Raw genomic sequence first — 19,585 nt, forward strand, 5'->3', positions numbered from 1 at the left:
GACAGGGGTTACTGGAGCGACTGGAGTTGGCGTAACCGGCAGTACGGGATTAACGGGTGCCACGGGTGAAACAGGAGCGACGGGACTCGCAGGTGTGACCGGTACGACAGGGGTTACTGGAGCGACTGGAGTTGGCGTAACCGGCAGTACGGGACTAACAGGTGCCACGGGTGAAACCGGAGCGACGGGACTCGCAGGTGTGACCGGAGCGACAGGGGTTACCGGATCCACCGGAGTTGGTGCAACCGGAAGCACAGGATCGACAGGAGCCACCGGTGCAACCGGAACATCTGTAACATCTAACTCGGCTTTTGCTGAGAATACTACTGGTACGATTGTTGTAATACTTGGCGGTACACTTGTTCCGTTACCTAATAACCAAAATATTGGAACAGGTATAACCATCAATGGGACAAATGATACCTTCACACTTGCCAATGCAGGTCGTTACTACATCTCATACAAAATAAATCTGACAGCTGCACTTGCTATTCAATCTCGAGTTTTACTTAACGGAACAGCAATTCCAGCGAGTGTAGTATCTCCAGTACTTTCTCTCAGTCAGCTCCAATCTGACTTTATAATTACCGTTACCGCGGGTTCAACAATACAGTTACAACTATTTGGGCTTGTTGGTACAGCTATTCTTTCTCCTCCTGGATCCACACTAAACATTATTCAGTTAAGTTAATCGCTCAAGACTGTTTCCCTCGTGAGCAAAAGAAACGGAAATCAGTATCGTTCCAACAAAAAAAGACGGGAACCACGAGGGCCCCGTCTTTTTTTACCTTTAAGATAACGTTTGATTATTCTAGCACGATCTCAACAGCAGTATTAATCTCAGGCAACGCAGCAAGCTGCACGAGCACATCTTTTGGAACAGCTTTATCTACGGTCAGAATCATGATTGCTGCACCACCGATAATTTTACGTCCAACCTGCATGGATGCAATGTTGACCTCATTTTGTCCAAGCAGTGTGCCTACACGACCGATAATACCTGGTTTATCGTTATGTGAGATCAAGATTTGATGACTTTCCGGAGCGATATCTACCGGGAATTTATCCAGACGAACGATACGCTCTCCATAACCTGCAAGGAGTGTACCCGCTACACGGCGTTCCTCAGCATCCTGAGTTGTAACCAATGTTACGGTAATCAGGTTAGTGAATCCTTTGGTTGCGGAGGTTTGGCTTACAACGACATTCAGATCACGGATTTTAGCCAAATGCATCGAATTGACGATATTGGCTTCCCCACCCAAATGTCTGGCTAGAATACCCTTCACAATGTAACGCGTAAGAGGAGATGTATCTACTTCAGAAAGTTCACCAGCATAATCGATCCGAATCTCCTGCACTGCATTTTGTGTAATCTGTGCTGCAAAACTCCCTAACGTTTCACCCAGTTTGAAGTAAGGCTGCAACTTGTTCATCACGGTTGGTGCAACAGCCGGCATGTTAACTGCGTTCTTGAACGGTTCATTGCGCAAAATATGAAGAACTTGTTCGGATACGTCAATCGCTACGTTTTCTTGTGCCTCAACAGTGGATGCCCCAAGGTGAGGTGTGACGATGATGCTAGGATGATTCAGGAATGGATGGTCCGGAGCAGGTGGTTCACTTTCGAATACATCAAATGCAGCTCCCGCAACAATGCCTTCATCAATTGCTTCCACAAGCGCCATCTCGTCAACTACACCACCACGGGCACAGTTGATGATACGCATGCCTTTTTTCATAACTTCGAATTGTGGACGTGAAATCATGTGGCGTGTTTCCGGTGTTAATGGCGTGTGGACGGTCATGAAGTCCGCATTTCGAATGATATCATCCACAGAAGCCAGTTTCACTTGCAGTTTCTCAGCACGCTCCTCCGTGAGGAACGGGTCGTAAGCAAGAATGTCCATTCCGAATGCTTTGGCGCGCTTGGCAACTTCACTACCGATCCGTCCCATACCCAATACACCCAGCGTTTTATTTCTTAATTCCACACCCAGGAAGGTTTTGCGATCCCACGTACCTTGAATAGTCTTGGCGTAAGCTTGAGGAATGTGTCGAGCCAATGCCATCATCATGGCAAACGTGTGCTCACAAGTTGTAATGGTATTTCCGTCAGGTGCGTTGATAACGATGATGCCTCGCTGTGTAGCGGCTTCCAGATCAATGTTATCTACACCAACACCTGCACGTCCGATTACTTTAAGGTTTGTACCAGCCGTCATAATACGATCTGTGACACGAGTCTGGCTGCGAACCAAAAGGGCATCATAATCACCAATAATGGCAACAAGTTCATCTTCACTAAGACCGGTTTTCTTCTCAACAACAACATCATTTGCATCCACCAGTTGCTGGATACCTAGATCACTGATTGGGTCCGACACTAACACTTTGTACATGGTTTCTTCCTCCTTAGGTATGTGTATCTATATCGTCAAGGTTTGACCTCAGCGAAGAGGTATTCCTTAAAACCAGATTAATTCTTCCGCCCAACAACGCGGTGTCGCAGCAGAGGGGGAAGGTGAAACAAATAGAGTGATTCCACAGATATCCTTTAAAATAAATCAAAAAACTCTCAATCCACATACTGCTTGCGCAATAAGGGACGAGAGTTGTCGTGGTACCACCCTAATTCACCGCCGTTTCGCAACGACAGTCTTAGCGGTCAATGAAGACCGAAGAGGATAACGGGTCTAAACCGATTGCACCTACTCCAATTTCAATGCAATAACTCAGGAGCGCTCAAGACCATTTGCCTGCCACCGATTCACACCTACCATCGGCTCTCTGTAAGACGAAGCAACGTCTTTTTTCCATCATCGTGTTTAACGTGACTAATTTTTTCATAATGTATCATGGCTGACATGAGCATGTCAATAGGCTTAAATGTTTTAAATTGTTTTGCAGATGTCTTTCGATTCACGCGAAAAGTAAGTCGCCATAAACAATACAATAGTTACTATACCTACCACAAGAAGATGGAATATGTGCTGTTTAGCGAACCGGATTTCACTGCTTTAATGAAGTAATGGCACGGACACAAAACCAGGACTTGGGGCAGGCCTTGAACCAATTTGGTTTTTTGGCTATCATTTAGTATACTATCCGATTGGACAACGTAATTGTTATCCATCAAATTTAACTCAAGAGGACAGACGCATCCGATGAAAAAATTCAAGTTTCCCAAGTTCAAAATTCAGAAGGCTGAGCCACAGCAGCTCACCGAGCGTTTGCTTTTAATCAATCTATACTTTACACAAGGTCTGACACTTATTATCGGAGTTGTGTGGGTCTTGTTGCAAAAACGAAACTTGTTGGATGTATTCGCATGGCCTGACAATTACCAATTCATATGGTGGGGTCTTGGTCTTGCTGGCATTATGCTTGTCATGGACTTGGTACTGTCGTATGTTATACCTCAGGAAAGCATGGATGACGGTGGAATTAACGAGTTGTTGTTCCGTGGGCGTCCGATCTGGCACATTGTATGTATTGCAGCCATTGTTGCTGTGTGTGAGGAATTATTATTCCGTGGAGCCATTCAACATGCCATCGGTCCTTACTGGACAAGTATTTTATTTGCAGTGATCCACATTCGTTACTTGCGCCACTGGATTCCAACAGGCTGGGTGTTTGTCTCAAGTTATGGATTGGGTTGGATTTACATGCAATCCGGCACATTATGGGCGCCTATATTATGTCACTTTATTATTGATTTGGTGTCCGGATTAGCGATACGTTTTCGGAGGGGATCATGAATCAGCCATTAAGTAGAATGAAGACATATGGCAGTCAGCGCCATCGTCAATCGGATAAAAAAGAGACATCCGAGCGTCAGGTGGCTTCTCAAGTAAGCATCGTTGCTGAAACGGCAGCTGCTGCTGAGGTTGGCGGAATCACACCAATTACTTCCGTTTCTTTACCTAGATCACAGCGCAAGCCTTACACAGAAAAACTGGAAAGTCCGGTACTACCACAAAGAGCACCATCTCGCTCCAAAAAAACGCCTCAAGCAACGGAGGAAACGATTCCCGAAGCGGGTTCTCTTCCTACACGGACGGAATTACATCCTTCACGTCGATTAAAATTGAGCAAAAGGTTTGTCAATTCACTCATATTTATTTTTGTCCTGCTAACGATTAGTCTGGTTTGGTGGGGGATAGAAGGGGCACCCGCTTTGAATACGTTCCTCCCTTTGCCGTGGTAATGTTATTACTTACAGGAGTAGTTATTTTGATAGGAATTTTACCGCTCTTTCATATGTGGCGTGAAGCCCATATTCATCAAGTGATTGAAGAAGAGGTTGAAGTGCCTCATCTGCCGACATCCTTTAACGGGGCTATGATTTTGTACATCTCCGACACTCACAAACGCAAGCTGAAGCAGAAGGATCTGGAACACTTTAAGAATAAGGTGGATTGGGTTCTGATCGGTGGTGACGTTGCGGAAAAAGGAATCTCTTGGTCTCTCGTTAGACATAATATGAGACTCTTATCCAACATTGCTCCTTCTTTTACAGTGTATGGAAACCATGACAAGCGGGCTGGTACCGCTCAACTAGCTAGAATTCTTAGGGAATCAGGCATTCAGCTCCTTCAGGATAACGTCGTATATCTGCATAGGGGCAACGATAGAGTAAGCCTGATCGGTATTGACTATCGCTCCAAACAGGGGGATGCACTACTCAAGCAGCTAGGCAACCGTTTATGCAAAATTGCCATCGTCCATGATCCTTTGCAGGCCCTACGTCTGGAGCAAAATGCAGATCTTATCTTGAGCGGTCATACACATGGTGGACAATTGGTATTACCTTTTTTTGGACCTGTGTTCCTGAGCAAAGCGTATCGCCCTATTTCGAATGGGTGGTACTTCTTGAAGCGTGGCCCGGAGGATGTTCATCAGGAAGGTAAAATGCTGGTTAGCAGAGGATACGGTACGAATCATCTTCCTCTACGCCTAGGTTGTCCTGCGGAGATGCATATCATTACGTTAAGAGTGCCCACGGAAAAAGCACTCACAGTGAAACAGCCTTGATCCAATGGATCAAGGCTGTTTCAACTTTAATGCGAGAATTATGATTCAACGAGCTTCCAGCTCAATAGTACGCGGATCGACAAAGGAATAGCCTTTCTTTTTGAGCTTGGTCAACAATTCATCCAATGCTTCAACCGTCCATGGCAATTCATGCATCAGAATATTGCTCCCTGGATTTAACTGGTCTAGTACATTTTGAATGACTTTTTCCGGTTTGTTTTTGGTGCTTTTATCCCAATCCAGTGAACCATTAGACCACGTCATATATAACATGCCATTTTTCTTCACAGTAGCCTTCAGTGCATCATTCCCCGATCCAAAAGGTGGGCGGAAAAATTGCGGCTCTTCACCGATGGTGTCTTTCACTATTTCTTGGACATCTGTAACCTGCTTTGCTGCCTCAGCGTTAGACATTTTTTGGAGATCCTCATGATCCCAGGCATGATTGCCTACAATCTGATCCCGTTCATGTATGAGTTTGAGCAATTCCGGATGACTTTTCACCCGATAGCCATTGACGAAAAATATCGCTTTAGCGTTATGTTTATCTAATGTGTCGATTAGTGATGTGATCATTTTTTCTTCTTTTGGTCCGTCATCAAAGGTTAACAAGACCACTTTGCTAGAGCTCTTGTCATCATTCGGCTTAATATAATAATTTTCATTCATATGATACGTCTTTTCTACATTCACTTCTGATGAAACCTGCTTCGAAGGTTCGGACTCTTTTTCTGTCGCAGCGCTTTCGCCCATTGAAGGGTCGGTCACCCCCGTTTCGGGTTCTTCTGATTCAGTAGGGTTAGAATTCATTTGCTCTTCTTGAGTTGTGGTCGTGGGTTCGCTCATTGGCGCCGAATGATCTGATGTTTTTTCTTCCGCTGCCCCACAGGCTGATAGCAGCAAACTTGCAGCTATAATCAATGCGGCGGTATGTTTAAACATGATTTCAACTCGCTTTCCTGTATTTATGCGGAATGAGATCGCTCACTACCGCAAACACTAAGTATGATTTTAACACTTGAAGGAGGTTGGTGTAATGAAGACGTCATCCTTTTTTTGGGGCATTGTCATTGGTGTTGCAGCTAGTTCATGGCTGTCCAAAGGCAGATTGCCCATGATGTCATCAGGTTCGTCACGTAACATGATGGATCAGGCAAAACATAAGATGATGGAGATGACTTTCCCGGGTATGGATGGGTTCACAAGCAAGCAAAATCAACATGGTGAATCTCACAAAGCTCCAGCAGCAAAAAGCGCAAGAACAATCACACCGCAGGAAAAAGAAGCGAATATGAGCATGCTTAAAGATTTTATACGCACCAATCCGGATGTGAAGCATGAAGTTGAGCAAATTTTAAGCCAAACAAACACAACAGTACCGGGTTTATAAACCAAAACCTCCAATAAGAATCATCCACAGTCTTGATTTGCTGTGGAATGATTCTTTTTTTGTCGATTTTACTTCGTGCATTTAGAGGTATAAAATGATAACATAACTACATAGATTTATTTTCAGCACATATTGTTTTGTGCTTCATAATCTGTTATAAGACTTGCTTATAAAGGGGAGATCCTGTATGAAAATAGAACGACTAAGTCACGATAAGATACGGATTTTCCTGACCTTTGACGATCTGAGCGAGCGCGGAATACAAAAAGAAGATATGTGGCAGGAAATACCTAAGGTTCATGAACTGTTCACTGAAATGATGGATCAGGCCTATTCCGAACTAGGATTTGATGCCACAGGTCCACTTGCTGTCGAAGTATTCGCACTTCCCGCTCAAGGGATGGTTGTCATTGTCACACGTGGAAAATATGATCCGCAACAATATGGTTCAGGTCATGAAGATGATCTTCCTGAAGAAGTATATGAAATGGAAGTTACACTCGAGCAAAGCGATTCCATCGTTTATGCGTTCAAGGACTTTGAAGTGCTCATTGAAGCTGCACATATGTTGCGTCAGCATGTTACGGATGCTGGGAGACTTTATTCTTATAAAGACAAGTGGTTCTTGCATTTGGAGCCAGATGAGGTGGATTCCACCAAACATGCGGCATTGATTGCTTTGCTTGCTGAATTTGGTGAAGGCTCATCCGTGACTCCTGCAGTTATGGAAGAGTATGGTAAGGTTGTTATTCCTGCACAAGCGATTGATGTTATCTGCACCCACTTCAAACGCCAGGATTAATCTCTAGTTGTAATCGCGTCTTTAGTCAGAGGAGGGAATTTCGGTGCTTTTGTTTTCGGTCTTAGCGGCAGCAGTTGCTCCGGGTCTCGCCTTGTTAACATACTTTTACCTGAAAGACCGTTATGATTATGAGCCACTTCATATGGTATTGCGGGTTTTCCTCATGGGGATTCTGATGGTACTGCCCGTGATGATCATTCAGCGTGGTATGATGTTGTGGCTCGGGGATAATCCTTATGTTGAGTCCATTCTGATCTCAGGTGGCGTGGAAGAATTCGTCAAATGGTTCGTACTTTATCATATCATCTATAATCACACCGAATTTGATGAGCCGTATGACGGGATCTTATATGCAGTTGCTGTTTCACTTGGATTTGCCACAGTGGAGAATGTGTTGTATGCCTTTGCGGGGAATGCATCCGTCTCAGCCATGTTCTTCCGAGCACTGCTTCCTGTTTCAGGTCATGCCATGTTTGCGGTAATTATGGGTTATTACATGGGCAAGGCCAAGTTTATCGGTGGTAAGAAAAAGCAGTGGTACTTGTTTCTTTCGCTTGCGTTACCTTTTTTCTGGCACGCATTGTACGATGTCATCATGAACACCATGGTGAATCATTGGTTGTGGTTTGTTGCGCCACTGATGGCGGGCCTATGGTACGGGGCAATGGGGAAAATAACACGTGCCAATAATCGTTCTCCTTTTCGTTTTGTGAAGCGGGAGGAAGAGGTTAAATTATAAAAATACGGACACACTGGTGGACATAAAGCGCATATTGCGCCTATGGCTCCGGTGTGTTTTTATTTTACGGTTAAACTCCCGGGGAATGACCAACAGAAACGGAGATCGTTGTGATGAGAATTAAAATTAAAATCAGATGCAAACAATGTGGCGAACGTTTTACGTTACGAGGCAAGAAAGAACGGGGCCGGATTGAGACGGGATTCAAGCAGTGCCTCTGTGATAACAGAGACCAGTTTGAAATTGAAGAAGAGGGTATGGCAACCGGGATCCAGTTGAATTAAAAGGAGGGTCCAAACGGTACTTTAGCAGCCTGCTTGTGTAAGGACTGGAAATCGCATGCATAAGAGATCTTTCTTCGATCCACAATAGAGGTAGTGGTTTAGAAGAAAGGAGACTCTACCGATGTATAAACGTTTAAGTTCAGTTATGTTTCCGATATTTGCGGTTCTGCTGGTCGGTGCGCTCGTGTGGGGCTATCAGGAGAATCAGGAGAAGAATGCGATTCTGATTAAAGCGGAGAACCAATATCAGCGTGCCTTTCACGATTTATCTTTTCATATGGATAAATTACATTCGGAGATTGGCAACACCTTGGCGGTTCACTCCACATCACAGGGGATGCATCGCAAAGGTTTGATGAATGTATGGCGACTCACCAGTGAAGCGCAGAATGAGATCAACCAACTGCCGCTCACCATGCTGCCTTTTAACGAGACAGAGGAGTTTCTCTCGCGTATTTCCAATTTTGCTTATCGGGCGTCGATGCGTGACTTGACGAACGAGCCGTTAAATGAGAAGGAAATGGGCAACTTGAAAAAGCTGTATCAAAATTCATCTGAAATTACCAAGAATTTGAAAGATGTTCAGCAGAAAGTGCTAACGGACCGTTTGCGCTGGATGGACGCGGAGACTGCCATGGCAACACAAGAGCAAACCATGGACAACACGATTGTTGATGGGTTTCGTACGGTGAACAAAAAGGTGCAGGAATACCCGGAACTTGATTGGGGGCCTTCTGTATCCAATATCTACGCAAAAAGAACAGTCAAGAAACTGGACGGGTTGCCAGTGACCAAAGAACAGATTCAGAGCAAGGCTGCAAAATTCTCTGATGCAGACAGTAGCAAAATCAAAGTGCAGGAGAACGGTAAAGGAACGGACTGGGAATCGTATACTGCGACAGTTGATCATTCCAACAATGGTAAACTGATGATGGATTTCACACGTAATGGGGGGATGCTCATCTCTTACAGTGATACTCGTCCGATTGGAACCAAAAAAGTATCTCGTCAGGATGCCATGGCAAAAGCAGAGCAATTTCTCACGAATAAAGGCTACAAAGATATGAAAGCCGTAAATTACGATGAATTCGGTAATCTGGGTAACCTTACTTATGTGCGTAAGCAAGGGGACACCTTGATCTATCCCGAGAAAATGTCCGTTCGTGTAGGACTGGATACAGGAGAAGTAACTGGATTTCAGGCGAGTGACTTTGTGTATGAACATAATGACAAGCGAAAAATTCCGAAGGCTACACTTACAGAGCAACAGGCACGTCAAAAGCTCAACTCGGATTTTGAAGAAAATTATGTACGCAAATCCCTGATTGAGAATGATTACAGCAAAGAAGTGCTGTGTTATGAATTCGGAGGCAAAATAAACGGTTCACGTTACCGGATATACATTAATGCGAATACAGGAATAGAAGAAGCGGTAGAAGAGATCAAACCGGTTAATGCAACCTCATAAAAAGATGGATAAACTCAATTTTAAGTTGAGCGAATAATTGCGGCAGACCACGATGTGGTCTGTTTTTTTCTTGTTCAATGTGAGAAAGGTCATGGTATAATAGTCCTTGTACATACGAAGATAAATACATAAAGTGGCGGTGAACAGCTTGTTTCCGAAAATAAATGAAATTTTATACATCCAGATTGCTTCAGCTGATGAAAAAGAGGAACACAAAGAGTACAAATCACGCATCGCAGATATGGATGACAGCAGTTTTCTGATCGAGGTCCCGATGCAACAAGGAAGCAGCCGTCTGAAAAGGCTCTTTTTCGGAGAGGAATTGTCTATTTCATATATTACGGAGGATGGAGTGCGTCATTATTTTAATACCTTTGTTACAGGATTTGAAGAAGATGTGGTTCGTCTTGTTCGTATCCGTAAACCTCTTCCGAGTGATATTTCCAAAATACAACGTCGCAGCTTTCTTCGTGTTCATGCAAACCTCGAATTGGCCATCCAGAGTGAAGATCTGACCCGTGCCGTTGGATTGACTGAAGATATCGGTGGCGGTGGATTGTCCATATACGGCGAAACGGGGTTTTCAATAGCTGAAGATCAAAAATTGAAATGCTGGTTGCTTGTTCCATACCGGAATTCAATCATTGAACATGTGAATTTTGAAGCTGAAGTTGTGCGGATCAAAACCCTGGAAACCGGCAGACAGCTATGCATGCTGAAATTTGTGCAGATCTCAGATTCGGAGCGCCAGAAAATCATCAAGTTTTGTTTCGAACGGCAACTGGACTATCGCACGAAATAGGAATGTTGTGGCATAAATAGAGGGAACTGCGGGCACCGTAATGTAAAAAACGGAGGAATTACCCATGAATCATCGTCATGCAACCCGCAGATATGAACGGCTTTATTATGTTTTCTCCAGGCGAATGGAACGAATGGTTACGATGCTGATTACAGCCCTTCTAATCCTGCTTGTGGTGTATCAATTACTGCTGTTGGTACCAGGCTTCAAAAAGAATTTGACCACGATTGACCGTCTGGAAGGTACACCTATTCAAGTCCGGTCGCTAAAAGATTACGAACATCCGTGATTTGTCTGTTTTTGCATCCATGTGTAGAGTGTGGTATAATTTTCACGATGCAGGCAATGCCTGTTTTTTTATTGAGGTTTATCGTTTGAGGAGGAATGCCCCGTTGGCAAGCCAGAACACATCAGAGAACGGGAAAATGAACGTTGCAATTGACGGACCTGCCGGTGCCGGGAAAAGCACGGTGGCCCGATTGGTTGCAGAGGCGCTCGCGTATGTATACGTCGATACAGGCGCAATGTACCGTGCGGTAACCTTGCACATGCTTCGGAAAGATATTGCGCCGGAAGAAGTGACACAGGTACTTCAGGAAGCCCAAAAGCTGGTCATTGATTTACAACCGGATCCCGACGGACAGAAAGTGTTCTGTAATGGGGAAGAAGTAACCTCGGAAATCCGCTCCCGTGAAGTGACGGGAATCGTGTCCCGATATGCGCAAATCGAGGGGCTGCGTACGCAATTAGTGGATACTCAGCGGCAAATGGCTTTGCGCAAGGGCGTCGTCATGGATGGACGCGATATCGGAACGACAGTACTGCCCGATGCGGAAGTGAAAATCTTCATGACTGCCAGTGTGGAAGAGCGTGCGCTTCGCCGCTTCAAAGAACTGGACCCCTCTGAAGGACTGACGTTGCAACAGCTGGAGCGAGACATTGCCACCCGTGACAGATTGGATGAGAATCGGGAAATTTCCCCGTTGCGTTGTGCTGAGGATGCTATCGTCCTTGATACGACGGAGATGAACATTCATGAAGTGGTTGACAAAATCGTATCTTATTGCACAATGGTCAGAGGAGAGATCGGTCTATGATTTACACATTTTGCAGCACATTACTGCGGATCATTTACACCATTCTTTTCCGCTTGGAGGCCGTTGGACGGGAGAATATCCCGAAAGAAGGCGGCGTACTTTTATGTTCCAATCATATTAGTAACTTCGATCCTCCAACCGTTGGTATCAAAATTCGTCGGCAGGTGCGTTTCATGGCCAAAAGCGAATTGTTTGAAATTCCGGTACTCGGCCGAATTATTAAAGCCGTGGGCGCTTTCCCCGTGAAACGTGGAGGTGTCAGCAAGGAATCCATCAAAACCTCACTCAATATTTTGCGTGATGGTCAAGTGCTTGGGATCTTCCCCTCGGGAAGCCGTCACAATGATGGAGGTATCGGCAAAAAAGGGGCAGCGAGTTTTGCTCTCCGCAGTGGCGCTACAGTTATTCCTACTGCTATTATCGGTAACTACAAGGTTTTTCGTAAGATGAAAGTTGTATATGGAGCACCAGTGAATTTGGACGAGTTCAAGGAAGACCCTTCTGGAGAAGCTCTGGAGAAGGCGACTGAAAAGATTATGTCCAAGATTAACGAAATGGTGCAAACGGGCGTGCCAAGCAAGTAATGGCTTCGTCGGTAGCTGAGTGCATGTTTCCATATTTTTGAGGGAGACTAAAGTTTGAGCACTCAGTGATGAAAGTGTTTTGAACTCTGCTATAGGCAGGTTTGAATATAATGGGGTTTTTGAATTGAGGAGGGTATTTGACATGTCGGAAGAAATGAAAAATCAAGAAGCAACCCAAGATGAGTTGGATCAGTTCGTTTCCTTGAAAAAAGGAGATACCGTAAAAGGAACCATCGTCAAATTGGAAGATAACCAAGCCTATGTGAGCATTGGATATAAATATGACGGTGTCATTCCAATTCGTGAACTGTCTTCATTGCATGTTGACAGCGCGTCTGATGCAGTAGAAGTTGGACAAGAAGTTGAAGCTAAAGTTCTTAGCATCGACGACGAGAAAGAAAAACTCGTTCTGTCCAAACGTGCAATCGACAGCGAAAACGCATGGGATCAATTGCAAAAGCATTTTGAAGACCAAGACGTATTCGAAGTTGTTGTAGGTGATGTTGTTAAAGGCGGTCTGGTAGCAGACGTGGGCGTACGCGGATTTATCCCGGCTTCCATGGTTGAACGCCATTTCGTTGAAGACTTCAGCGACTACAAAGGACGCACACTGCGTGTTAAAGTGAAAGAGATCGACCGTGAGAACAACAAAGTGATCCTTTCCCAAAAAGACGTATTGGAGCAAGAATTCGAAGCAAACAAAGCTACAGTAATGGCTGGTTTGCAAGAAGGTCAAGTCATCGAAGGTACTGTACAACGTTTGACTCAATTCGGAGCATTCGTTGATGTAGGCGGAGTTGACGGTTTGGTTCACGTATCCGAGCTGGCTTGGACACACGTTGAAAAACCATCCGACGTACTGTCTGAAGGTGACAAAGTTAGTGTGAAAGTGCTGAAAGTTGACCCTGAAAAAGGCAAAATCAGCCTGAGCATGAAAGCTGTTCAACCAGGTCCTTGGGAAACAGCTAGCGAAAAATTCAATTCCAGCGATATCGTAACAGGTGTTGTAAAACGTCTGGTCGACTTCGGTGCATTTGTTGAAATCGCTCCTGGTGTTGAGGGACTTGTGCATATTTCGCAAATCTCCCACAAACACATCGGCACGCCTCATGAAGTGCTGAAAGAAGGACAAGAAGTTCAAGTTAAAATCTTGGACATGAACCCTTCTGAGCAACGTGTAAGCTTGAGCATCAAAGAAACTGAAGAAGCTCCTGCTCAACCACAAAAATCAGAGCGTCCAGCTAGAAACAACGCTCCGCGTGAAGAAATCAACAATCCAAACGTTTCCTTGAACAATCAAGGAATGAGCACTACGCTCGGCGAACTGTTTGGTGACAAACTCAGCAAATTCAAATAAGTTAACAATGCATGGTTCTAAGTTATATACTGCATATTTTGCTGAATAACAAAAGCAAGATCGGCGAGCCCAAGGCGGGTTCGCCGATTGTTTTTATTGCGAGTAATTTGGCATGAAACGTTAGCCAAGACATATCTTTTTTGCTATGATGAGTATCGTAAGTATGGACAGGAGGAGTGGAATGTATGGCAAGACCCGTTGTGGCAATTGTCGGACGACCGAACGTGGGTAAATCCACCATTTTTAATCGGATCATCGGCGACAGACTGGCCATTGTGGAAGACAAGCCGGGCATTACCCGTGACCGCATATATGGAATCGGTGAATGGAACGGTAAACCATTTAGTATTATTGATACAGGTGGTATTGAAATTGATGGTGAAGATGTAATCTTAAAATCGATTCGGATGCAAGCAGAGCTCGCTATTGAAGAAGCGGATGTTATTGTATTCATGTGTGATGCAAAAGCAGGAATTACGCAATCGGATGAAGAGGTAGCAGAGATGCTCTACCGCTCAGGTAAGCCTATTGTTGTAGCCGTTAACAAAGTGGATAATATCGGACGAAGTGAGCTCATTTATGAGTTTTATGGATTTGGATTCGGTGATCCCATCGGCGTATCCGGAAGTCACGGTACTGGTGTAGGTGATTTGCTTGATGCTATTGTGGAGAAGTTGCCAGATCTTGAGGAAGAGACTTACGATGAAGATGTCATTCGTGTAGCTCTGATCGGACGTCCTAATGTCGGTAAATCTTCACTGGTGAACGCTATTCTGGGAGAAGAGCGTGTTATTGTAAGTGATGTGGCTGGAACGACCCGGGATGCGATTGATACACCTTTTGAAAAAGACGGCCAACGTTACGTGTTGATTGATACAGCAGGTATGCGTAAGCGTGGTAAAGTATATGAAACAACTGAGAAATATAGTGTAATGCGTGCGATGCGTGCGATTGAGCGAGCAGATGTTGTTCTGATTGTCATTAATGGCGAAGAAGGCATTATTGAACAGGACAAGCATATTGCAGGATATGCATTCGAAGCGGGCAAAGCGTCATTGTTTGTCGTGAACAAATGGGACGTGGTAGAGAAGCATGACAAAACGATGAAAGAGTTTGAGAGAAAAATTCGGGATCATTTCCTGTTTATGACTTATGCTCCGGTTGTATTCTTGTCAGCCCTCACAAAACAACGCTTACAAAAACTGTTGCCGGTTGTGCAACGTGTAGCAGAGCAACATTCGTTACGTGTGCAGACACATCTGCTTAACGACGTGGTATCTGATGCTGTTGCCATTAACCCTCCGCCAACAGATAAAGGACGGAGAATGAGAATTAACTATGTGACTCAGGTTGCAGTTAAACCGCCGACCATGGTTATTTTTGTGAACGACCCTGAGTTGATGCACTTCTCTTACGAGCGCTATCTGGAGAATAAAATCCGTGCAGCGTTTGATTTCGAAGGAACACCAATTCGCATATTTACTCGGAAGAAGTCCGACGAAAGTTAGGGGAGAAGTGTGTGATTTTACAAATCGCAGCGATTGTACTGAGTTATCTGCTCGGTTCAATCAGCTTTAGTGTCCTCCTTGCAAAAGCGATACGGGGGATCGATATTCGTCAGCACGGAAGCGGAAACGCAGGAGCTACCAATACGTTGCGTATTTTGGGTAAAGGACCGGCAATTGCTGTTCTGCTACTTGATGTGCTTAAGGGTATTGCAGCAGTATGGATTGGAATCTGGCTCAGCGACGGTTCTGCATGGATTCCTGCACTCAGTGGTATAGCTGCCATTGCAGGACATAACTGGCCGCTTTACTTCCATTTTCGTGGAGGAAAAGGGATTGCTACAGCCATTGGTGTTCTGGTGAGTCTTGCTTTCCTACCTGCGTTATGTGCTGGGGTGATCGCTATTCTGTCTATTGTATTGACACGATATGTTTCATTGGGGTCCCTGATTTTTGTAGCATTTACACCCATCTTTATCTTGGTATTACCCGGATATTCCATGAATATCTTCTGGGGGAGTCTGATTATTTGTCTGTTTGCGTTCTGGAGACATCGTACCAATATTGCGAAGCTCGCCAAAGGACAGGAAAATAAATTGGGATCGAAAAACCCTGGAGGGGGTAAACGAGTTGTCTAAAAAAGTTGCTGTTCTGGTCGCTGGGAGCTGGGGAACGGCTCTGGCCAGTGTACTCGCTGCCAATCAGTTGGACGTGATGATGTGGACACGTGGTGAAGACCAGGCTAACGAAATCAATCACAAGCACACCAATACTCGCTATCTTCCGGATGCGGAGCTTTCACCACGGATTCAAGCAACAAGTGATATGGAAGCGGCAGTGGAAGGCGCTATAGCTGTGTTAATTGTTGCGCCTTCTTCAGCTATGCGTGCAGTTACGAACCAGCTTAAGGCTTATTATAAGCCTGAGATGTTAGTCATTCATGCAACCAAAGGTTTCGAGACAGAAAGCTTGAAACGGATGTCCACAGTCATTTCAGAAGAACTTGAATGTGAAGAAGGCCGGGTTGTTGTTCTATCTGGACCAAGCCATGCGGAAGAAGTCGTGAAGAGATGTCCGACTACTGTGGTTGTAGCTTCACTGGATAAGTCATCTGCCGAAGCTGCTCAAGCTTTGTTTATGAATGCCTATTTCCGGGTTTATACGAATCGGGATATGCTCGGTGTTGAGCTGGCAGGTGCATTCAAAAATATCATTGCTCTTGGTGCAGGCATGTCGGATGGTCTTCAATTCGGTGATAATGCCAAAGCTGCTTTGCTAACACGCGGTCTGGCAGAGATCACACGTATCGGTGTTGAAATGGGAGCAAATCCGCTAACGTTTTCGGGACTGGCTGGAATCGGAGATCTGGTTGTAACGGCTACAAGTCAGCACAGCCGGAACTGGAGAGCAGGTTCCATGTTGGGCCAGGGACAGAAGCTGGATGATGTCCTGAAATCCATGGGCATGGTGGTAGAGGGCATTCGAACTACGCAAGCTGCCTATTTCATCTCGCAAAAATATGGCGTGCAAATGCCGATTGCGGACCAGTTATATCACGTTTTATTCCAGGAGAGACAGCCGCGTGATGCGGTTGAAGCCTTGATGGGACGTGACCCGAAGACTGAAATGGAAGTCATGAAGCTTGAAACCTGGGAACAGTGGCACTCCTGATTGTAATCAGCTTAAAGTACCTTGTGAAATAAGAAGCTTATTCACCTTTTCTGTAGCGGACTCATATTATACACATGAGTATTGCCGGAGGAGGGGAGACGAATGGGTAACAACATTTCTAAAGATGCGCTGAATGCAATCAACAAGAAAACGGGTAAAACAATAACAGAAGGTGCCGTCAAAAAATTGGCTAGCACGGTGAAACCAACGACGATTCAGAATGAAGCTCAGTTGCGACAATTGATCAAACAAGTATCCGCCATGGCGAAAGTTCCGGTATCTGAGGATACGGTTAAGGATATTGTGAGTGCGGTCAAGAAAAGCGGATTGAATCCGAGCAGTATGGAATCGTTAATGAAAATGTTGATGAAAAAATAATAGATCACGCCTGCTTGTGCAGGTGATCCAGTAAGACAAAAAGACGAGTCGGCTCCTGTCGGCTTGCTTTTTTGTCTTTTTTTTGGAAAGTTGAGCTGAATTTCGTGTTATAATGGTTGCAATTGTCACAGTGTCAGTGATGAATATTGGACTGAAGGGGAGACTGCTGGATTATGAGCGCAATGGACAAGATGTGGCTGTCATTGGTAGCCATCCTCATTATGGGACTATCTGTATTCCTGATTACGTTTGCTCGTGCCAAAACAAAAGGTATAGTGCGGGGGGTTCTTTCCTTAATTGCATTTTTAATTATGCTGATTGGCTTGTTCGGTGGAATCGCTTCTCTGACCTGATTTCCTATGCCTGAAGGATAACATCCGCATAAGCACATCATAAGAACTGACACATTGAACACGGATGAGGGGAGTGTGAGCCTATGGGGCCGCATGATACGGAGGGTCGGACTGAGCGTTATCCGGAATTACACGCGGCTTTGCTGGAAACGGCCAAAGCCTGGAACACACAGCCACAGACATGGTTGCTTGGAGGGAGCTGCGGGTTGCTGCTTCAGGGGGTAGAGTTACAACAAGCTCCAAGAGATATTGATATTTATGCTGATGTTGCAGCAGCTAAGGAACTTCACCGAATTGCTCCGGGGGAAGTACTTGACGAGCCTGCAGTGGATAAAACAGGACCGTATGCTTCTCTGTTAAGTCACTATCAGGTAGGTGAATGTGCGCTGGAACTGGTGGGAGGTTTCGAAGTATGGGCTCGCAAAAGTTGGTACCGTATCGAGATTGAACATGTGCTTGCTCCGCATGCACCAGTAGCACAAGTGGGTTCATATACCCTGCGACTGATGCCGCTTGCGCATGAGCTGTTGTTTAACCTGCTGCGAGGTCGTGAAGATCGTTATGTACCCATTGCGTCACAGATGCGTCAGCAACCACATGTACACCAACCTATAATGATGCTTTTGAGTCAACAGAATGTATGGACAAGCCGCTTCAGAACCGAAGTGGAAGACCTTGTTGGCTTTACATGGCCCCAGTAGGTTGAGGGAGGAAAATGATGGATTACAAAGTTACTTTTTTACCCATGAACAAATCAATCGTGCTCAAACCAGGGGCAACACTTCTGCATGCAGCACGACGTGCCGGAGTTAAGATTACGACCCGATGTGACGGTAAAGCGGCTTGCCTGATGTGCAAAGTGAATGTGGACGAAGAATATAGGGCGGAACTGTATCCACCAACGGATGCAGAAAAGCGCAAGCTGGGTTCACTGTTGGAAGCAGGTACACGACTGTCCTGTCAGGCCAAGGTGTGTGGATCTCTATCGGTTCATGTCCCAGAGGACCCGCTGAAGGCAGCCATTCGGAAACAACTGGAACGTCAGCAACAGGAAGATGACTGGTTCTGAGATAAGTGTTATTCAAGGAGGACACAGATGATTAGGAACAAGCCGAAATGTGAGGAAGGAAACGGACGGCAGCGTCTGACGCATCAGATGGGCGGTCTGCTGTTATTCCTGTTGTTTGCTTTTATAGCAAGTGGTTGTATGTATCCATCGCAGAGCAATTCGGACCCTAAGGTAGCCTATCGGGAAAGCGTGAGCCGTATCCAGAACGCGATAGAAGTATTCCAGCAAGATGAGGGGATTTTGCCAATCATCAATGCAGATATGGAAACGCCAAAATATGAAAAGTTCAGAGTGGATCTGCCCAAGTTGAAGCAACTGGGGTATCTGGATGAAATACCGGGAACCGCTTTTGAAAATGGTGGTAGCGCTTACTTCCTAATTCAGAATGAAGAAGTGAATCCCACTGTTAGAGTAATGGATCTTCTGACCGTGCAGAAAGTTAATGATGTACAGCGAATGGTTGATCAATATAAGTCCGTACATAACAATAAGCTGCCAAGTGGGGACGAACTGTATCCGGGGTTATATGCTGTTGATATGGATCAGGCTGCACAGGCAGGCAATCCTTCCATTACGTTGAATAGTGTATATTCGGGTCAGGCGTTACCTTTTATGATGGATGACGAAGGCAAGGTCTATGTGGATTATGCTTTTGACATTATGCAGGCCGTGGAGAAGTCTGATGTGTCTCCAGCAGAAACTGAAGATGTTCGGGATTTGCTGTTGGAGCACTCTTACTTCGTACCTGTAAAATCTGTTTTCTACACTTGGCAAAATAATGCTCCAGTTGCACAGCCGATAAAATAAGCCTGGTTGCCATTCATATGGTCTAACTGTATGACCCCCATGCTTCTAATGGTTCAAAAAGAGATATTCCAAATCAGGAACATCTCTTTTTTCTTTTGTCATTGTGAGCAGTAACCGTCATAAAAACTTCGCGGATCACATAAAGTAGATTGAAATAAAGACGCGCAGTCCGAGATCGGGGGATTCTCCTAATGTCATCACCATAAGATAAAAAAACAAAAATACGCGTCATATTGCCGCAT

At 45.0% G+C, this 19,585-nt stretch carries 24 protein-coding genes and 1 other annotated feature; of the genes, 22 read left to right on the forward strand and 2 right to left on the reverse strand.

Translation table 11 applies throughout. The annotated features are described in order from the left end of the window. The coding region (locus MHH93_RS24900; RefSeq protein WP_500056207.1) for a BclA C-terminal domain-containing protein at positions 1 to 691 on the forward strand (691 nt) is incomplete at its 5' end. Between the two features lie 115 nt (positions 692 to 806). On the opposite strand, the gene serA is transcribed toward MHH93_RS24900, so the two are convergent. Continuing rightward, a complete protein-coding gene (gene serA / locus MHH93_RS24905) occupies positions 807 to 2,402 on the reverse strand; it encodes a phosphoglycerate dehydrogenase (RefSeq protein WP_500056208.1) in 1,596 nt (531 codons plus the stop codon). A 199-nt stretch (positions 2,403 to 2,601) separates the two neighbouring features. Beyond that, positions 2,602 to 2,832, reverse strand: a binding site (T-box leader). Positions 2,833 to 3,167: 335 nt separating this feature from the next. On the opposite strand from serA, the gene MHH93_RS24910 reads away from it, so the two are divergent. The 3 genes from MHH93_RS24910 to MHH93_RS24920 are packed head-to-tail and all read left to right on the forward strand — an operon-like array spanning position 3,168 to position 5,037. Further along, positions 3,168 to 3,761 (forward strand): CPBP family intramembrane glutamic endopeptidase, encoded by a 594-nt coding sequence (locus MHH93_RS24910; RefSeq protein WP_500056209.1) that lies wholly within the window; start codon positions 3,168 to 3,170, stop codon positions 3,759 to 3,761. Then, a complete protein-coding gene (locus tag MHH93_RS24915; protein WP_500056210.1) occupies positions 3,758 to 4,210 on the forward strand; it encodes a hypothetical protein in 453 nt (150 codons plus the stop codon). Before MHH93_RS24910 ends, MHH93_RS24915 begins: the two co-directional genes overlap by 4 nt. 26 nt (positions 4,211 to 4,236) lie before the next feature. After that, positions 4,237 to 5,037 (forward strand): metallophosphoesterase, encoded by an 801-nt coding sequence (locus tag MHH93_RS24920; protein WP_500056211.1) that lies wholly within the window; start codon positions 4,237 to 4,239, stop codon positions 5,035 to 5,037. 45 nt (positions 5,038 to 5,082) lie between these two features. Here the strand turns inward: MHH93_RS24920 and MHH93_RS24925 are convergent, their stop codons facing one another. Continuing rightward, the gene (locus tag MHH93_RS24925) at positions 5,083 to 5,979 is read right to left on the reverse strand and encodes a polysaccharide deacetylase family protein (protein ID WP_500056212.1); all 897 of its coding nucleotides are present in this window, start codon (positions 5,977 to 5,979) and stop codon (positions 5,083 to 5,085) included. Positions 5,980 to 6,073: 94 nt separating this feature from the next. On the opposite strand from MHH93_RS24925, the gene MHH93_RS24930 reads away from it, so the two are divergent. The 18 genes from MHH93_RS24930 to MHH93_RS25015 all read left to right on the forward strand — a co-directional run bounded on the left by MHH93_RS24930 (position 6,074) and on the right by MHH93_RS25015 (position 19,343). Beyond that, positions 6,074 to 6,427 (forward strand): hypothetical protein, encoded by a 354-nt coding sequence (locus MHH93_RS24930; RefSeq protein WP_500056213.1) that lies wholly within the window; start codon positions 6,074 to 6,076, stop codon positions 6,425 to 6,427. A gap of 187 nt (positions 6,428 to 6,614) precedes the next feature. Then, positions 6,615 to 7,229 (forward strand): genetic competence negative regulator, encoded by a 615-nt coding sequence (locus tag MHH93_RS24935; protein ID WP_076209900.1) that lies wholly within the window; start codon positions 6,615 to 6,617, stop codon positions 7,227 to 7,229. Between the two features lie 43 nt (positions 7,230 to 7,272). Further along, on the forward strand, positions 7,273 to 7,968 hold the full coding sequence (gene prsW, locus MHH93_RS24940; protein WP_500056214.1) for a glutamic-type intramembrane protease PrsW: 696 nt from the start codon (positions 7,273 to 7,275) through the stop codon (positions 7,966 to 7,968). Positions 7,969 to 8,081: 113 nt separating this feature from the next. Next, the gene (locus MHH93_RS24945) at positions 8,082 to 8,252 is read left to right on the forward strand and encodes a hypothetical protein (protein ID WP_165980215.1); all 171 of its coding nucleotides are present in this window, start codon (positions 8,082 to 8,084) and stop codon (positions 8,250 to 8,252) included. Positions 8,253 to 8,373: 121 nt separating this feature from the next. Continuing rightward, positions 8,374 to 9,720 carry a germination protein YpeB gene (ypeB, locus tag MHH93_RS24950; protein WP_500056215.1) on the forward strand — a complete coding sequence of 449 codons (1,347 nt, stop codon included), beginning with the start codon at positions 8,374 to 8,376 and terminating at the stop codon, positions 9,718 to 9,720. 148 nt (positions 9,721 to 9,868) lie between these two features. Next, positions 9,869 to 10,522, forward strand: coding sequence for a flagellar brake protein (locus tag MHH93_RS24955; protein WP_500056216.1), 654 nt, complete (start codon positions 9,869 to 9,871; stop codon positions 10,520 to 10,522). Positions 10,523 to 10,586: 64 nt separating this feature from the next. Next, the gene (locus MHH93_RS24960) at positions 10,587 to 10,811 is read left to right on the forward strand and encodes a hypothetical protein (RefSeq protein ID WP_500056217.1); all 225 of its coding nucleotides are present in this window, start codon (positions 10,587 to 10,589) and stop codon (positions 10,809 to 10,811) included. Positions 10,812 to 10,914: 103 nt separating this feature from the next. Continuing rightward, positions 10,915 to 11,619, forward strand: coding sequence for a (d)CMP kinase (gene cmk / locus MHH93_RS24965; RefSeq protein WP_091028913.1), 705 nt, complete (start codon positions 10,915 to 10,917; stop codon positions 11,617 to 11,619). Continuing rightward, complete coding sequence (locus MHH93_RS24970) at positions 11,616 to 12,203, forward strand: lysophospholipid acyltransferase family protein (protein ID WP_433744824.1); 588 nt, start codon at positions 11,616 to 11,618, stop codon at positions 12,201 to 12,203. Before cmk ends, MHH93_RS24970 begins: the two co-directional genes overlap by 4 nt. 142 nt (positions 12,204 to 12,345) lie before the next feature. Beyond that, complete coding sequence (rpsA, locus tag MHH93_RS24975) at positions 12,346 to 13,560, forward strand: 30S ribosomal protein S1 (protein ID WP_062835205.1); 1,215 nt, start codon at positions 12,346 to 12,348, stop codon at positions 13,558 to 13,560. Between the two features lie 185 nt (positions 13,561 to 13,745). Beyond that, a complete protein-coding gene (gene der / locus MHH93_RS24980) occupies positions 13,746 to 15,068 on the forward strand; it encodes a ribosome biogenesis GTPase Der (RefSeq protein ID WP_500056218.1) in 1,323 nt (440 codons plus the stop codon). Positions 15,069 to 15,079: 11 nt separating this feature from the next. Next, complete coding sequence (gene plsY / locus MHH93_RS24985; protein WP_500056219.1) at positions 15,080 to 15,703, forward strand: glycerol-3-phosphate 1-O-acyltransferase PlsY; 624 nt, start codon at positions 15,080 to 15,082, stop codon at positions 15,701 to 15,703. Beyond that, positions 15,696 to 16,736, forward strand: coding sequence for an NAD(P)H-dependent glycerol-3-phosphate dehydrogenase (locus MHH93_RS24990; protein ID WP_500056220.1), 1,041 nt, complete (start codon positions 15,696 to 15,698; stop codon positions 16,734 to 16,736). The genes plsY and MHH93_RS24990 overlap by 8 nt, the downstream gene beginning before the upstream one ends. Before the next feature lie 102 nt (positions 16,737 to 16,838). Continuing rightward, a complete protein-coding gene (locus MHH93_RS24995; RefSeq protein WP_500056221.1) occupies positions 16,839 to 17,114 on the forward strand; it encodes a stage VI sporulation protein F in 276 nt (91 codons plus the stop codon). Between the two features lie 173 nt (positions 17,115 to 17,287). Beyond that, positions 17,288 to 17,467, forward strand: coding sequence for a DUF2768 family protein (locus MHH93_RS25000; RefSeq protein WP_500056222.1), 180 nt, complete (start codon positions 17,288 to 17,290; stop codon positions 17,465 to 17,467). An 83-nt stretch (positions 17,468 to 17,550) separates the two neighbouring features. Continuing rightward, positions 17,551 to 18,168: a hypothetical protein gene (locus MHH93_RS25005; protein ID WP_500056223.1), complete on the forward strand. Its 618-nt coding sequence runs from the start codon at positions 17,551 to 17,553 to the stop codon at positions 18,166 to 18,168. A gap of 17 nt (positions 18,169 to 18,185) precedes the next feature. Beyond that, the gene (locus tag MHH93_RS25010; protein WP_442032111.1) at positions 18,186 to 18,536 is read left to right on the forward strand and encodes a 2Fe-2S iron-sulfur cluster-binding protein; all 351 of its coding nucleotides are present in this window, start codon (positions 18,186 to 18,188) and stop codon (positions 18,534 to 18,536) included. A gap of 27 nt (positions 18,537 to 18,563) precedes the next feature. Continuing rightward, entirely contained in the window at positions 18,564 to 19,343 is a 780-nt protein-coding gene (locus tag MHH93_RS25015; RefSeq protein WP_500056224.1) for a YphF family lipoprotein, read from the forward strand. Positions 19,344 to 19,585 lie beyond the last annotated feature (242 nt).

The sequence above is a fragment of the Priestia sp. FSL H7-0729 genome (genome assembly GCF_038005685.1).
GTDB lineage: Bacteria > Bacillota > Bacilli > Paenibacillales > Paenibacillaceae > Paenibacillus.

Excerpts from the sequence above, each read along its gene's own strand:
- MHH93_RS24935 (WP_076209900.1), top strand. The coding sequence starts at position 6,615 with ATGAAAATAGAACGACTAAGTCACGATAAGATACGGATTTTCCTGACC.
- MHH93_RS24970 (WP_433744824.1), top strand. The coding sequence starts at position 11,616 with ATGATTTACACATTTTGCAGCACATTACTGCGGATCATTTACACCATT.
- MHH93_RS24960 (WP_500056217.1), top strand. The coding sequence starts at position 10,587 with ATGAATCATCGTCATGCAACCCGCAGATATGAACGGCTTTATTATGTT.
- ypeB (WP_500056215.1), top strand. The coding sequence starts at position 8,374 with ATGTATAAACGTTTAAGTTCAGTTATGTTTCCGATATTTGCGGTTCTG.
- MHH93_RS24995 (WP_500056221.1), top strand. The coding sequence starts at position 16,839 with ATGGGTAACAACATTTCTAAAGATGCGCTGAATGCAATCAACAAGAAA.
- MHH93_RS24930 (WP_500056213.1), top strand. The coding sequence starts at position 6,074 with ATGAAGACGTCATCCTTTTTTTGGGGCATTGTCATTGGTGTTGCAGCT.
- MHH93_RS25000 (WP_500056222.1), top strand. The coding sequence starts at position 17,288 with ATGAGCGCAATGGACAAGATGTGGCTGTCATTGGTAGCCATCCTCATT.
- MHH93_RS25005 (WP_500056223.1), top strand. The coding sequence starts at position 17,551 with ATGGGGCCGCATGATACGGAGGGTCGGACTGAGCGTTATCCGGAATTA.
- MHH93_RS24915 (WP_500056210.1), top strand. The coding sequence starts at position 3,758 with ATGAATCAGCCATTAAGTAGAATGAAGACATATGGCAGTCAGCGCCAT.
- MHH93_RS24925 (WP_500056212.1), bottom strand. The coding sequence starts at position 5,979 with ATGTTTAAACATACCGCCGCATTGATTATAGCTGCAAGTTTGCTGCTA.
- rpsA (WP_062835205.1), top strand. The coding sequence starts at position 12,346 with ATGTCGGAAGAAATGAAAAATCAAGAAGCAACCCAAGATGAGTTGGAT.
- MHH93_RS24910 (WP_500056209.1), top strand. The coding sequence starts at position 3,168 with ATGAAAAAATTCAAGTTTCCCAAGTTCAAAATTCAGAAGGCTGAGCCA.
- der (WP_500056218.1), top strand. The coding sequence starts at position 13,746 with ATGGCAAGACCCGTTGTGGCAATTGTCGGACGACCGAACGTGGGTAAA.
- MHH93_RS25010 (WP_442032111.1), top strand. The coding sequence starts at position 18,186 with ATGGATTACAAAGTTACTTTTTTACCCATGAACAAATCAATCGTGCTC.
- MHH93_RS25015 (WP_500056224.1), top strand. The coding sequence starts at position 18,564 with ATGATTAGGAACAAGCCGAAATGTGAGGAAGGAAACGGACGGCAGCGT.
- MHH93_RS24945 (WP_165980215.1), top strand. The coding sequence starts at position 8,082 with ATGAGAATTAAAATTAAAATCAGATGCAAACAATGTGGCGAACGTTTT.
- serA (WP_500056208.1), bottom strand. The coding sequence starts at position 2,402 with ATGTACAAAGTGTTAGTGTCGGACCCAATCAGTGATCTAGGTATCCAG.